The sequence below is a fragment of the uncultured Merdimmobilis sp. genome, from assembly GCF_902471145.1.
In the GTDB taxonomy this organism is placed as follows: domain Bacteria; phylum Bacillota; class Clostridia; order Oscillospirales; family Ruminococcaceae; genus Merdimmobilis; species Merdimmobilis hominis.
In genome coordinates, this window is the sequence record NZ_CABRJC010000006.1 from 1 (window position 1) to 13,963 (window position 13,963).

A 13,963-nucleotide genomic window follows, 5' to 3' on the forward strand; every position below is an offset into this window, starting at 1 on the left:
GATGTTGGGGTTCAGCCAGTAGTTTGCGGGGCCATCGCCGGGAATGCGGGTTGCAAGGCCAACCAAGTTAGCCAAAGCGGCTACAAAAGCTAATTTGAAGAGGTAGGAGTTATCGGATTTGAAGTAGGCAGGAGTCTCGCCGAAGATGCGCATAGAGGGGAGTTTCAAACCACTGGACACGCTGATGTCTCGGTCGAAATCGCCCGCTGCCAGTTTGCGGCTGGCCTCTTTTTTCATACCCAAGGTTGCGATGGGCATACCGAAGAATTTCTGGAAAGAAAGCACCAGTACGGCGAAGGCCCCCAGTTCCGGCCGGCCAGCGTCCGCAGCAGCAGCCTGAACCATGACGCCGGCGATGGTACCGCCGGAGATGGGCGGAGCAGCGGTCAGCGCGTATTCCTGACCAAACATCCAAGTGCCTACGGTGAAGGCCACTAAGGCAATACCGCCCAGGCCGAGAACAGCGATGGCAACGGTCTTCCACTCAGCGAGCAGCTCTTCCAAGCTGATCTTGGCACCCAGGTTGGTGATGAGCAACGCCACTACAAAGTTGCTTGCTAAGGCGGGCAGTCCGGTTTTGGTGGTGACGTCTGGCGGAAGAACGGTCCAGAAACCAATCAGGAAAAAGAAGCTTGCAAACATCAAAGAGGAGATGTTGCCCTTGCTCAAGCGGGAAAGCTGTTCACCGGCTACATAGATCAGGACACAGACCATGAAGCAGGTAACTGGGTTCCAGAAATTTGCTGTTAACTGTTGTAACAATTGAATCACCCTAACTTAAAAATTTCGGTTTAATATCCAAACACCACGGGATGGCTGGGCACCCAAAACCAACGGGTTGCTGCAAGAAAATGCGTAACGTTCGACGGTTTATAAGCGTGCTCTTTGGCTCTTAGGAGATGATCTAGGGTCTTTCGAAAGTGGGTATAGTCGCCTACATCCGATAGATCAGCCTCTCCGCCACGAATGTCTCCGGTAATGAATGCCCTCACCCCCTTCTCCTTAGACTGCATCTGTTTGCAGCAGCCATTTGGAAAGATTCAAAACCAGTGCCCATTCCCAGGTGTGATTGGTGCCAATAAGAATTTAACGTTTTAAACTGTAGCGCTTTTATGTGATAAATTATCATCTATTATGTTGCAAAAAACAGGATTTGTCAATGCTTATACACACTTTTGTCATATTGTCCATAATCTTTTCACACTGCATAGGGCTTTGCCCTAATCTGCACAACATCACCAAGAAGATTGCAAATACTTTAACATGTTATCACTTAGACGCTGTAACAACCAAAAGCAATCCGGTAGCAGTTTAGCCACAGCCCGCAAGCCCACCCCAAGTGAGAGAGATATAAAAAAGGCTTTCGTCTTTCTTGTAATCCAAGAAGACGAAAGCCTAATATACTTCCGCGGTACCACTTCTATTGCATGAACCATGCCGCTTTGCCGTGTCAAAAAACACGTTCCCCTGTAACGATGGGAATTCGTCCCTACCTACTACTAGTTCAGCGGGCCACTCGAAGGTGAGTTCACACAATGCCTGCCAACCGCATTCCAGCTACCTGCGGCTCTCTGTATGGACATTGACACTGGCTACTTATCCTTGTCACTGCGTTTTGCTTTTGTTATGTTGTTTTTCATAATACCAATCTCAAATTGGTTTGTCAATAGTTTTTTCATAATTTCTTCAAAAATTTTGAATTTCCCTGTCCCCATCCCCTCCAGCTCTCTTATCTTTCCGTCTGCCCTGCTGCCAAATCTCATCGAAAAAACAGGCCGCCGACGGCAATCGGCAGCCTGCATCTTCAGTTCATTTGTTACAAGAAAATGCCCTTTTCCCGGGAAATTAAGGTAGCGGGACTTCATCTGGGATGGGGCAGACATATTCTTTGCCGCCCATGGAAGCTTTGAACTCCGCCATGGCCACCTCAGCGATTTTCGGGTTCTCCAGAATCCGAGCGCCGGCCACTGCCATCACCTTGGCCGCGTAGATCATGCCCTTCTCACCGATGGAGCTGCCGGAGCAGGAGGTAAACTGCCAGCTGTGGCCGGGGGAACCGATGGCAAAGCAGGCCGTAGTAAAGCTGACAGTAGGCACAATGTGCCCCACATCACCCACGTCGCTGGAGGCAAAGGTATTCTCATACTGGATGGGCAGCACCCCAGTGTGGAGCTGGGTATCCTCCGGAAGGTTGTGCTTCTGGAGGAACTTTTTCCACTGGGAAGCGCTGCTTTCATTGAGCTTTTTGGCAAAATCCAGTTCTTCCTGGGTCCAGGGCTCCTGGGGGAGCTCCCGCATAATGCCGTCCACCATCTCGGTGAGGACCTTGTTGTTGAGCCGGTTGTAACAGCCTCCCAAAAACTCGATCTCCACCTCAGTCTCGGTCATCATGGCCGCGCCTTTGGCGATCTTCACCAACCGGTCGTAGCAATCCACCACCGCATCCCGGGAGAGGGCGCGGACATAATACCACACGCTGGCTTTATCCGGGACGATGTTGGGGGCAGTGCCGCCCTCCAAGATGGTGTAATGGATCCGGACGTCACTGGTCACATGCTCCCGCAGGTAGTTGGCGCCCACGTCCATCAATTCAACGGCATCCAAAGCGGAACGGCCGTTGTGAGGATCGCCGCCGGCGTGGGCAGTTCTTCCCTTAAAATGGAATTTCGCCGAATTGAGAGCAGTGGAAACCCCCATAGTCGCCGAGTTGTTGGTGTTGGGGTGGAAGGCCATGGCCAAGTCCAGGTCGCGGAACGCACCGCCCCGGGCCATAAAGGGCTTGCCAGTCAGGAGTTCCTCACCGGGGCATCCATAATAGACCACAGTGCCGGGCAGGTGGTTCTTCTCTATCTCCTCTTTGATGCCGATGGCAGCGCCCACATGGGCGACCCCCAACAGGTTATGGCCGCAGCCATGGCCGTAACCCTGGCCCTCCACTGGCTTTTTTTCAGTTCCGCAGCACTCCTGGCTCAAACCCGGTAGAGCGTCATACTCGCCCAGAAGGCCAATCACCGGATGGCCGGAACCAAAAGATGCGCGGATGGCAGTGGGCACCCCGCCCGCGCCGATCTCCACCTCAAAGCCGGCGTCCCGCAGGACTTTAGCCGTTGCGTCACAGGCATAGGTCTCCCGGTACCCGGCCTCGGGATGGGCCCAAATCCCCTTGGAAAGTTGGTCCAGGGTGGAGCGGTATTGGTCGATTGCTTGCATGGCGGTATTTCCTAACACAACATCAACTTCCTTTCCATAATCTGTAAAATAGCGGGGATTTCTCCTGCTCTTTGCTGCTCTTCTCCCGGGAGAAAGAAGGGATGCATCACAGTTTTTCCCTCCCCTTCCCCTCCTGGGAAATCTAGGTTCAGTATAGCATTTTCCCCATCATTTTGCAATAAAGAAACGGGATCTCCCCGACTCAATTTTGTGCAACATAGAAGAAGGGATGGCCAAATGGCCATCCCTTCTGTAAACCTGTTTGGATTACGGAACCAACAGTTCGGGAGTGATGGGGCATTTGTATTTTTTGCCTGCCATCGCCTTGTCAAATTCAGCTTTGGCTTTCTCATAAATCTTAGGATCGGTGAGGACTTTCAAGCCGAACAGAGCCATGACGCGGGAAGCGAGCAGCATACCCTTGATACCGATGCTGGAACCGGCGCTGGCTGTGATCTGCCAGCAGTGGCCAGGGGCGCCAATGTTATAAGTAGCGGTGTTGAACATGATGGCGGGGCAGATGTGCTGGACATCGCCGACGTCGGTGGAACCAAAGCTGTTGACCGCCTTAGGCTCCTCAACACCCTCAAAGAGGATGGTGCCCTCGGGGGCGCCGGATGCTGCCACGTTTTTGGCATAAACTTCCGGCATTGTCTTGTTCAGGGCATCCGCAAACTTCAGCTCTTCCTCGGTCCAGGGCTCAACAGGGACTTCCTTCAGGCAGTCATAAACCACTTTACCCAGAACCTTGTTGGGCAGGGTGTTGTAGCAGCCACCCAGATACTCGATCTCCAGCTCGGTCTCGGTCATCATGGCAGCGCCTTGGGCGATCTTGCAAAGTCTCTCATAGGTGTCTTCCACCACTTCACGGGACTGGGCGCGGATGAAGTAGAAGTTGGAAGCTTTATCGGGGACGATGTTGGGGGCAGTGCCGCCTTCAGTGATGATGTAATGGATGCGGACGTCGCTGGTGACATGTTCCCGCAGGTAGTTGGCACCCACATTCATCAGCTCAACAGCATCCAGAGCGGAACGGCCGTTGTGAGGATCGCCGCCGGCATGGGCAGTTCTGCCCTTAAAGTGGAATTTTGCCGAGTTCAGGGCATTGGAGGTGCCCAGGGACACGGTGTTGGTCTTGCCGGGATGGAAATGGATAGCCAAATCCAGGCAGTCAAAAGCACCGCCGCGGGCCATAAAGGATTTACCAGTCAACTGCTCCTCAGCGGGGCAACCGTAATAAACGATGGTGCCGGGCAGGTTCTTCTCAATCATTTCCTCTTTCAGGCCGATGACAGCGCCCAGATGAGCGACACCCAACAGGTTGTGGCCGCAGCCCTGGCCATAGGTCTGGCCTTCGATGGGTTTCTTTTCGGTGCAAAGTTCCTGGGAAAGGCCGGGCAGAGCATCCAACTCACCCAGGAAGCCGATGACGGGATGACCGGAACCATATGTAGCTTTGATGGCAGTGGGGACGCCGCCTGCGCCGATTTCCACATCAAAGCCAGCTTTTTTCAGGGCTTCTGAAATCCACTCACAGGCTTTAAACTCCCGATATGGGCCCTCGGGATTTGCCCACATGTCTAAGGCGATTTTCTTGAGCATGTCATGGTTGGCTTCGATGGTTTTGTAAGCGGTTTGACCAAGCATGTTAATTTCCTCCTAACAGATGGTTTTTTATCGTTCACCTACATCCACTGCAGGCAAGGCACTTTTCTTACACCCCCATTATATCGCAGTTTTTAAAAATATACAACAAAAATTATCAACTATCTATAATTTTTTTATTGTATATAACAATTGCTCTCAATAGTACAAAAAAGAGGCCGGAATGAATATTCCGGCCTCTTTTGGCAATTTTATTCTCGATTACGGAACGGGAACTTCTGCGGGGATGGGGCAAACGTATTTCTTGTCGCCCATCACCTGTTTGAACTCCTCCTGGGCAGCCGCCAGGATAGAGGGGTCCTCGATGACTTTCAGGCAGAAATGCGCCATGACTTTAGAGGCGTAGATCATGCCCTTCTCGCCGATGGAGGAGCCCACGCAAGCAGTGGTCTGCCAGCTGTGGTTGACAGAACCCAAAGCATTGCAGGTGGTATTGAACATGATGCCGGGCACGATGTACTGGACATCGCCGACGTCATAGGAGCCATAGCTGTTGAAGGGGACGTTAGGCAGCAGGCCCTCATGCAGCTCGGTGCCTTCGGGCAGGTTCCAAGCTTTGCGCTGGGTCTCATACTGCTTGGGGGTAGCGGAGTTGATCTCGTGGGCAAAAGCCTTCTCCTCTTCGGTGAACGCCTCTTTGGGGGTGTTGCCCATGACATCGTACAGAACTTTTGCAAACACCTGGTTGTTCAGGGTGGGGTAGCAGCCGCCCAGGTACTCGATCTCCAGTTCGGTCTCAGTCATCATAGCAGCGCCTTTGGCGACCTTGAGCAGCCTCTCATACACATCGACGACAGCCTCTCTGGTCAGGGCGCGAACCATGTACCAGGTGGAAGCCTTATCGGGGACGATATTGGGGGCGGTGCCGCCTTCCAGGATAATGTAATGGATGCGGACGTCGCTGGTGACATGCTCACGCAGGTACTGAGCACCTACGTTGCACAGCTCAACAGCATCCAGGGCGGAACGGCCGTTGTGGGGATCGCCGCCAGCATGGGCAGTTCTGCCCTTAAAGTGGAATTTCACCGAGTTGATACCCACTGCGCTGCCGCAGAGGACTTGGTTGGCTTTGCCGGGGTGGAAAGCGATGCACATATCAAGGCAATCGAAAGCGCCGCCGCGGGCCATAAAGGGCTTGCCGGTCAGAACTTCCTCTGCGGGGCAGCCGTAGAACACCACAGTGCCGGGCAGATTCTTGGCTTCCATCTCCGCTTTCAGGCCGATGGCTCCGCCCAGGTGGGCAACACCCAGCAGGTTGTGGCCACAGCCCTGGCCATAAGCCTGGCCCTCGATGGGCTCTTTGTGGGTGCTGTGGGTCTGGCTCATGCCGGGCAGAGCGTCGTATTCGCCCAGAAGGCCGATCACCGGGTGGCCAGAGCCCCAGGTGGCTTTGATAGCGGTGGGAATGCCGGCAACACCGATTTCCACATCGAATCCAGCGTCTTTCAGGACGTCGGCAGTCCACTGGCAAGCTTTAAACTCGCGATAGGGGCCCTCGGGATTTTCCCAAATATTTTTTTCAACCTCAACCAATTTGGCACGGTTGTCTTCGATTGCTTTATAAGCAATTTCACCGATCATATTTTTTCCCTCCATATGGTATTTGTTTGTAGGAGCAAGGCCCGGATGCCAAGGCGTGGCCATACTGTGATTCAGAGATGAATCGTTGGGCGTTATTCCCCTACAGGGACAGCCCCGTATTTATGGCGCATCCGCCCTTCGGCAAGGGGACTTGAATACCCGTCCATTATAGCCGATCCTATACAAGATTACAAGGAACAAGGGGTGAAAATTTGTGCCCTTTTTCTATTTTTGTGAAAAGCAGACATTTTCAAACAATATTTTTCGGCTGCCAAAATGGGGAAAATTTTACTGTTTTCTCTTGAAATACACATTTAAAATGCCCCTGCCAAAGCAGGGGCAAAATATTTTTACATTTTGCCTATACAACTATACCCTCAGCTAACATTGAGATTTATTCCTATTTGCTTTATTCTCCCTACATCTGTCCTCCCTCAGGAGACTTGGTGGCTCATCCCCGCCGGGCAAAGTCCAAAGGGTATGGCATCCGGTCCCACGCCTGGGGGCAGATATGTACAGCTTCGTCATTTCGGCGAACAGCTCCCCCATGTATAAAAAACCAAATGGATTTTCCTTCTATCGGCGCCGGGACTTTGGGGTAATCCAGGTTGCAATAGGTCAGCATAGCCTGGGGACACCGGTAGGTCAACCACTGGAAGAGGTGGCGTATTGTCCTCGGGGAATTGATCCCCGCCCCCAGCTCCAAAACACTGCGCGGCAAGTTCTTGTCCTCTTCCACAAATGCTTCGAAGGGCTTTTGCAACCACACAGCTGGCATCCGGACAAATAGGAGGATGTGCCGCGTATGGATCATCCTCCAGGGGGAGGCGAAGCAGTGTCCGGGCATTCCTATAGAGGATAGCGCGTTCAGTTTTGTCCGTTTTCTTGCCATACTGCCACCGTTTGCTTATACTATAAATTGACACTTACCAATATGTAGGGAAAGCCCCGACCAGGTGATAAAGCCGGCCGGGGTTTTCCTTTCCCCTTGGTGGGGGCTTCTTTTCCACATCTAAATACAGCTTGTCCCCGACCTGACTATCCAGGCCGGGGACGTTTTTTCTTCTGCTCACAAAGGACTCCATCCGCGCAGTATGCCCCTAGAGAGCTATGCCCTTTGGATGTAGCGTTCCTCCTATCCCTCAGGATTTGTTCGTGCCCGCCCCTGTCCTCCCCTGATTTTTGCTGATTTTATGGCTTCCCGTCCCGGCCTTCCGCACAACAAAAAAATCCCGCAAGCCCTGTATAAATCAGGATTTGCGGGATCATTCCTTGGTGGAGACGCACGGGCTCGAACCGTGGACCTCCTGCGTGTGAAGCAGGCACTCTGACCAGCTGAGCTACGCCTCCTTAATGGAACGTTTAAAAGTATATCACTTTTTGAATGGATTGTCCATCCCTTTTTTGAAAAATTTTCAAACAAAATTTGCTCGTCAATCCATTCCCCATCCGTTATAATAGAGGGAAAGAACTCCGTTTGAAAGGCGGCATGTGTATGAACGATTCGGATCAGCGGCCCTTTGATAGCTCCCCTTCCACCTGGCGGCAATGGCTATTTTTGCAGTGGAGAGGGGCCGGCGCCTTTTTTTGTGCCCGAGTCAAAAAGATCTTCCTCTTTACCATTTTGGGCATGGTCCTGATCACCGCCCTGACCATGGTGCTGTTGAACAACAACCAGCAGGTTTTAGCCGAGTTATGGCAGCAGGTCTCGGCCATGTTTGCGGAAAAAGAGATTGTCGAGGGCGGGGATATCTCCCTCTTGGCCCTTTTCCTCAACAATGTAAATGCGGGCGCTTTTTCCATTGGGCTGGGCATTATCCCCTTTTTGTTTCTCCCTATCTATTCCCTGTTTGTCAATGGGGTTGTGGTCGGGGTGATGGGGGCGGTGATGTTGGTTTCCGGGTTGGGGCTCCTCCCCTTTTTGGCGGGCATCCTCCCCCATGGGATCTTTGAAATCCCCGCGCTGGCACTTGGCATCTCTTTGGGAATCCGGCTGTGCCTCACCGTCATCCGGCTGATTTTTCGCAAAACCTATCCGGGGGAGTTTTTCGTCACCCTCAAAAGTATCGTCCGCCTCTTCTTTTTCTGGATGGTCCCCTTGTTTGCCGTCGCCGCCGTGATCGAAACCTACATCACTCCGGTGATTCTGCTTGCCTCGATGCCATAATCCTGGGACTTCTTCCCGCAAAATATCTGCTCCCTGCCGCCCAGGCATTGGCCAAAGGGCGCAGGGAGCGTCTTTCCTTAAGGATATAAAATTCCACCCTTGCCAAGTTGCCTTTGGCATGGTAAAATAAATACATAAAAATTATTTTGTATTTATTTGTACAAGAAAAGGAGGTGATCCAACATGCCGAAAGTCGCTTACTCTGAGCAGGAGCGGGAAAAAATCAAAGAGGAACTGATCACTACAGCGCACAACTTATTTGTAGAGCAGGGGATCCAGCATACCACTGTCGAACAGATCTACCGCCAAGTGGGAATCTCCCGAACCTTTTTCTATTCCTTTTTCCCGGCAAAGGAGGATTTGATGATCCAGGTATTCAACCGGCAGCAACCTCTAATCCTCCAACATGCAAAAAGTTTGATGGAAGATCCTCATTTGAGCTGGAGGGATGGGGTCAAGCAGTTCCTGTACGACTGCTGTTATACCAATAAGGGCCGCTTTACCATTATGACGGTGGAGGAACAGCAGACCACATTTAAACGTCTTTCCCCGGAAAAGCATCGGGCGCTGCAAGAAAAACTGCCTAGGTTCTTTTCTGACATTTTGAGGACCTTCGGCATCCATTCAGATGAAGCAACCACAAAGCTTTTGGCAAACTTGGTACTGTCGATGGTGATAGTCCACAAGGCGATCCCGGACAGCCTGCCATTCCTCTTCCCGGAGGCCGCTGACCCGATGGCCGAGTTCCAAATCGACGGGTTGGTCAATTTTATGGAATCGCTGCGGGAGCAGCAAAACGGCGCCCTTGACACATAGTCTTGATTTTCTTTGGATATTTCGCAATCTATTCTTATTACTCTCAAAAACAAATGAATCGACATAGGGGGAAATCTATTATGGGACTGTTCAGCAAACTGTTCAAAGAACCGGAAGTAGATCTGGAAAAAAGTGAGGCCAACCGCCAAAAAATGCGGGCTTTGTTCAACCACGTGGTGGAGAATGGGGATGACTACAATTTGGTGTATGGCTATACCGAGGATGTAAGCCGGTTCAATTACGGTTTTGTCCATGGAAGCAAAACCAAAATCGGCAACCTGATTGTGGGCTGGAACGAGCAGAGTGAAACCATTGTGGTGGTGCCCACCGTCCCCGATCTTTCCGGCTGCGGCGACCCCGCCTATTACCGCCGGTCGGAAATCCACAAAGCCTACCGCAACAAATACCCCACCGACGCCTTTATCATCTACCCGGACCGGAAAGGCTACATCGGCATCAATATCTACGACTGGCTGGATGACGAAAAACTGTATGTCTATGTCTCCCAAGAGGAGGCGGTAAAGGCATTTACCGACTTCTTCCTCAACCGCTTCCAAACAAAGTAAGGCGTCATGCCGTGGGGAGAAATCGGCGCTGTGCTGGCTGTTCTGGTGCTGCTGTCCACCCTCGGCCACATGTGGTTTTCCATTGTAGAGGGGGTGCTGGGCAGCCTAAAACGGCTTCTTGGCAGGCAAAGGCCAATTGTATGGCACACCCTTCCGCCGGAGCAGGAAAAGAAGGAGAATAAGGATGTTTGATATAAACGAGATCAGGAAGCGGGCCCAAGCGGCCAGCGATGCGGCATCCCGGCAGCTCAACGAATCCATGGAAAAGAGCCGGAAGATCACCGAACAGATGCAAGAAGACATGGAAGCGGCCCAAGCGGCTCGGGAGGCCGGCCAACAGCAGGACGCGGAACAGGCAGCTGCCCAGCAGCGCCAGGTGGAAATTCTCGGGCAGATGTTCAGCCCAGACGTCATGGCGCAGATGGCTGCCACCGAGGAGATGATCCAAAAGGCGGTGGATGAAAAGGTCGCGGAAGCGGCAGCCCTGGGAGTGGAGGGCATGATGAACCAGTTCTTCGGCGATGACACAGCCCTGGTGGCAGCCGCCCTGGAGACATTGGCAATGGAAGAGGAGGATGAGGAGGATCCGGAGCTGGACCAAGCCTTAGAGGAGGAACTCTACCGCATCCTAGAGGAAAAACTGGCCCAAATCGACAGGCTGCCGGAACCGGAGCCCATTGTGTATCCAAAGGGCGACCCCCGTTGGGAGCAGTTTGGCATCCTGCTCTCCGGCATCATCTCCCACCTCAACGACCACCGGTTGGACGGTATGGATGTGGAAGAACACATCCCGGTGATGGAACAGCAGATCGCCTCCTTGGTGCGCCGCTCTTGGGGCATCAGCGGAAGAGGAGAACTATTGGACACCATCCGGTATTTGGCGGAGGAGGGGTATGTCCTGCGCTGCCGCCTGTATGGCGAGGCGTCCTCCCCAGAAGCGCTGATGGAGGAGTCCGACGATGAAGAAGAGTGTGCCTCCGTCTGCCGGGGGTGGCGGTTCGCCCAGTGGTACAAACTGCGGTTTGGCCCGGAATTCCTGGTGGGCTGGGATGTGGGCCGGGCGGCCATGCTGGCACGCTGGGGCTGCTTCCTGGGCTGGATCACCGAAGGCGAGGCCCTGGGAATCTTGTGGGAACTCTCCCAAAAAGCGGCAGAAGAACTGCACAGCTGGCGCGAATTCGCAGAATCCTATCTCTTGGGGGGAATGATGTGGAAACTGCTCTGCGGCGACAGTTCCGCAGAGAGCTACCTTGGCTTTTTGGCCGACGCTGCAACCGACCTCCTGACTGGCAAAGGGGATGGCGGCCAGTGGCGGGACTGTCCGTGGCCCGCCCCGCGGAAGATCGGCTTCCAGCCCCGCGGGTGAAATTGGTCCCGGCAACAAACCGCAGGGTACTGGGGCTTCATTCCAGTATTTGTCAAAGGGTCTCTTTTCCCTTGGATGGGCTTGGAAATTTAAAAAACAAACAGCAACATGTACATTTTCTCAAAAACTCCTTGCCTTTAAAACAGAATAATCTCGTCCTGCTGATCCATACTAAGGACGAGGTGATGGAACATGCAGAACATGAATAACCAAAACTCCCAGATGGAGCAATATTTTTGTTCACTGCCGAAATTTGTCCAGGAGTCGATGAAGCAAAGCGGCGTGGAGTTCTGCGACGTGGCGCAGATGAAAGCCTTTGTTGACAATCTCAGCAAAAAGAACTAACCGCAAAAGCGGGGCCAGTTTGGCCCCGCTTTTATCATTTGGTTTTATCTTGTTTTGGAGGGATTCCTTCCCCCGCACGCTGCCAAACCCACCGGGTTGACCTGGCAGCAGCGCCGCACCCTTGGGAAAGGGAAAATCCGTTTTGGGTTTAATGGAAGCTGATGTTCCCCTGGTCGTCTGCGGTGAGGGTCGTGGGGAGCCGTTCCTCCCTCTGGAAGGGCTGGCCCTCCATGCCTTTGATCTTCTCTTTTACCTCCGGCAGGTCGCTGTAAACCACATACCAGCCGGTCTCTTCCCCATTTTTCAGCAGCTGCTCCCCCAGTTCATAGACAGTCCCGTCCTGGAGGGTGATGCAATAAGAGAGGAAAAAACGCCGCGGCCAGTAGTGGTCGCTTTCCGACCACTCCCGCGCCAAAATGATGTGGTCCATCCAGGATAGATCCTCTTTTAACCCAGAAGTCAGGTCAAAAACAGTGAATTCCCGGGGTTTTTCCTCGGTGACCTCCACCGATTCCAGTTCCCCCTTCTCGATGGGGAACGCACCGGAAAAAGAGGACACTTCTTTGGTGAGAAACCCCCGCAGGCCATAGTCCAAAAGGCCGTCTCCGACTTGGTATGCGTTTTCCGCCGTCAAGGGGAGGTAGAGCTGGGCGATGTTTTCCGGGTGGCGGACCGTGCAAGGCTCCCCGTCCATGGATACCCCTTGGGAAGAGAACTCAAACGCCACCTTTTCCCCCTGGTGGGAGAATTCCATGGAGAACGGTTGGGATACTTCCAGCGGCTGAGGCTCCCCCTTCTCCAGCCCCAGGGAGAGGATGAAGTTGACATACTGGCGGTTTTGGCCGCCGGGGATTTGTAACCCGGTATCCTTCCGGGTGAAGAGGACGTCCCCCTCGCCGTTGCCGTACTCAATATCCCAGAAAAAGGCGGGGAAGCCGGTGACCCGGTAAGAAAAATAGTATTCCGCCGAGCCTTTGGGGAACTGAGCCTGCACCCGGACATAGTATTTCCCTTCAGCGTTGGGCAGGGCCAGCCTGCCGTCTGAATACTCCGCTTCCGGAAGGGCTGTCAACGTGCCAAAGTCATCCTCCGTCCGCCACAGGGCGACTGCGACGGTATCCGGGATGAGGGGCTCCCCCTCCGTGCTGGCAAAGGCCAGCGTGCAGACGGCGTCCCCTCCCGGCGGGACTACCGGCTCCCCACCGCCGTAAAAAAGCCACTGGAAACTGTCGGGGAAGGTGGTGGCGCGAAAACTGCCCTCATAGTCCAAGGCGGTTTGGTGGACGGGCAGTTGGATTCCTGCCTGGGAAACGGTCAGTACCGGGCCGCCCTGCACATCGCCGAACAAGGTGCTAAGCTCCCCGTAGCCGGAGGCTTCCCCATAGAGTGTCACATTTCCCTGGGTGTCCACCGACTGGGGAATCGCTGTCTGATACTGCCAATCGGCGCCGTCCTTGAGGTGGAAGGTACAGGTGATAGCAGCGCCGGTCTTGGGATTGGGCGGCGCATCCGGGGAGAGGCGCCAGACCACCATTCCCCCCAAGCTGTCCAGGGCCGTTTGAATGGACGCCTGGTCGGAGAGACGGGTCTGCTCCTCCCCAGATGCAGACTCATAGAGGAATTCCACCGATTCCACATCGGCGGCAGAAAAACCCATGTCCTGCCGGAGATAATAGAGCTCCTCGGTCAAAATGCCCTCATACCCTGCGTCCTCGTAAAGCTCCGTCAGCGCCGCTGGATTCTCTGGATAACAGTCGGCCCCGTTGGCGACGATCTTCTCCTGGGAGAAGGAATAGCGGTACTCCTTCCCCTCAAAGGTGAACGACAAGGTAAAGGGATGGGAGATGTCCAGCGCATCCTCCCCTTCTTGGCAAGGGCGCAGTTCCGCGCCGATCAGCACCCGCAGAATCTCCTGGAATTTATAGGGGGCAATGTCTACCGTCACCCCCAGGTCGTCCCGAGTGACTTTTTTCTCCAGCGATACCAGCAGATCGATGTCTGCCTCCCGGTCGGCCAGAGCCTCCACCTCTTGCGGAACGGGGACCGCTTTTGTTTCAGCGCCGCCAGTGCCGCAGGCCCCCAGCACCCCGACTACAATCAGGGCGAACAGGAGTGCCGCTCCCCGAAGAAACCTTTTTTTCATAGATGTTATCCTCCTCTCCTACTCACAGCAAACCAATTACAGCACTGAGCGGTCCCGGCATCTTATCCGCTAGCGGGTACAGCCCCTGTGGAGGGCAGCCCCGC

General features: G+C 53.8%; 12 protein-coding genes, 1 tRNA gene and 1 other annotated feature. Of the genes, 6 read left to right on the forward strand and 7 right to left on the reverse strand.

The window, feature by feature from the left end; translation table 11 throughout:
• From RDQ42_RS04555 to RDQ42_RS04580, 6 genes are all read right to left on the reverse strand, one after another.
• Positions 1 to 762, reverse strand: a 762-nt coding sequence (locus tag RDQ42_RS04555; RefSeq protein ID WP_374044677.1) for a hypothetical protein, incomplete at its 3' end; no start/stop codon positions are given.
• A gap of 618 nt (positions 763 to 1,380) precedes the next feature.
• Positions 1,381 to 1,618: a binding site (T-box leader), on the reverse strand.
• Positions 1,593 to 1,883 (reverse strand): hypothetical protein, encoded by a 291-nt coding sequence (locus RDQ42_RS04560; protein WP_308588380.1) that lies wholly within the window; start codon positions 1,881 to 1,883, stop codon positions 1,593 to 1,595. Its footprint overlaps the feature before it by 26 nt.
• Positions 1,846 to 3,210 carry an amidohydrolase gene (locus RDQ42_RS04565; protein WP_231358514.1) on the reverse strand — a complete coding sequence of 455 codons (1,365 nt, stop codon included), beginning with the start codon at positions 3,208 to 3,210 and terminating at the stop codon, positions 1,846 to 1,848. The genes RDQ42_RS04560 and RDQ42_RS04565 overlap by 38 nt, the downstream gene beginning before the upstream one ends.
• Before the next feature lie 267 nt (positions 3,211 to 3,477).
• Positions 3,478 to 4,857, reverse strand: coding sequence for an amidohydrolase (locus RDQ42_RS04570; protein WP_054330966.1), 1,380 nt, complete (start codon positions 4,855 to 4,857; stop codon positions 3,478 to 3,480).
• A 219-nt stretch (positions 4,858 to 5,076) separates the two neighbouring features.
• Positions 5,077 to 6,456, reverse strand: coding sequence for an amidohydrolase (locus RDQ42_RS04575; protein WP_071427213.1), 1,380 nt, complete (start codon positions 6,454 to 6,456; stop codon positions 5,077 to 5,079).
• A 1,273-nt stretch (positions 6,457 to 7,729) separates the two neighbouring features.
• A tRNA-Val gene (locus RDQ42_RS04580) sits at positions 7,730 to 7,806 on the reverse strand.
• Between the two features lie 145 nt (positions 7,807 to 7,951).
• Between RDQ42_RS04580 and RDQ42_RS04585 the strand changes: the two genes are divergently transcribed.
• The 6 genes from RDQ42_RS04585 to RDQ42_RS04610 all read left to right on the forward strand — a co-directional run bounded on the left by RDQ42_RS04585 (position 7,952) and on the right by RDQ42_RS04610 (position 11,716).
• Positions 7,952 to 8,623 carry a stage II sporulation protein M gene (locus tag RDQ42_RS04585; RefSeq protein ID WP_231358516.1) on the forward strand — a complete coding sequence of 224 codons (672 nt, stop codon included), beginning with the start codon at positions 7,952 to 7,954 and terminating at the stop codon, positions 8,621 to 8,623.
• A gap of 183 nt (positions 8,624 to 8,806) precedes the next feature.
• Entirely contained in the window at positions 8,807 to 9,439 is a 633-nt protein-coding gene (locus RDQ42_RS04590) for a TetR/AcrR family transcriptional regulator (protein WP_054330963.1), read from the forward strand.
• Positions 9,440 to 9,519: 80 nt separating this feature from the next.
• On the forward strand, positions 9,520 to 10,005 hold the full coding sequence (locus RDQ42_RS04595; RefSeq protein WP_054330962.1) for a hypothetical protein: 486 nt from the start codon (positions 9,520 to 9,522) through the stop codon (positions 10,003 to 10,005).
• A 6-nt stretch (positions 10,006 to 10,011) separates the two neighbouring features.
• Complete coding sequence (locus RDQ42_RS04600; RefSeq protein WP_071427215.1) at positions 10,012 to 10,197, forward strand: hypothetical protein; 186 nt, start codon at positions 10,012 to 10,014, stop codon at positions 10,195 to 10,197.
• The gene (locus RDQ42_RS04605) at positions 10,190 to 11,371 is read left to right on the forward strand and encodes a DUF1266 domain-containing protein (RefSeq protein ID WP_231358517.1); all 1,182 of its coding nucleotides are present in this window, start codon (positions 10,190 to 10,192) and stop codon (positions 11,369 to 11,371) included. Before RDQ42_RS04600 ends, RDQ42_RS04605 begins: the two co-directional genes overlap by 8 nt.
• Before the next feature lie 192 nt (positions 11,372 to 11,563).
• A complete protein-coding gene (locus RDQ42_RS04610) occupies positions 11,564 to 11,716 on the forward strand; it encodes a hypothetical protein (protein WP_153801613.1) in 153 nt (50 codons plus the stop codon).
• A gap of 148 nt (positions 11,717 to 11,864) precedes the next feature.
• Here the strand turns inward: RDQ42_RS04610 and RDQ42_RS04615 are convergent, their stop codons facing one another.
• Entirely contained in the window at positions 11,865 to 13,859 is a 1,995-nt protein-coding gene (locus tag RDQ42_RS04615) for a hypothetical protein (protein WP_231358518.1), read from the reverse strand.
• Positions 13,860 to 13,963 lie beyond the last annotated feature (104 nt).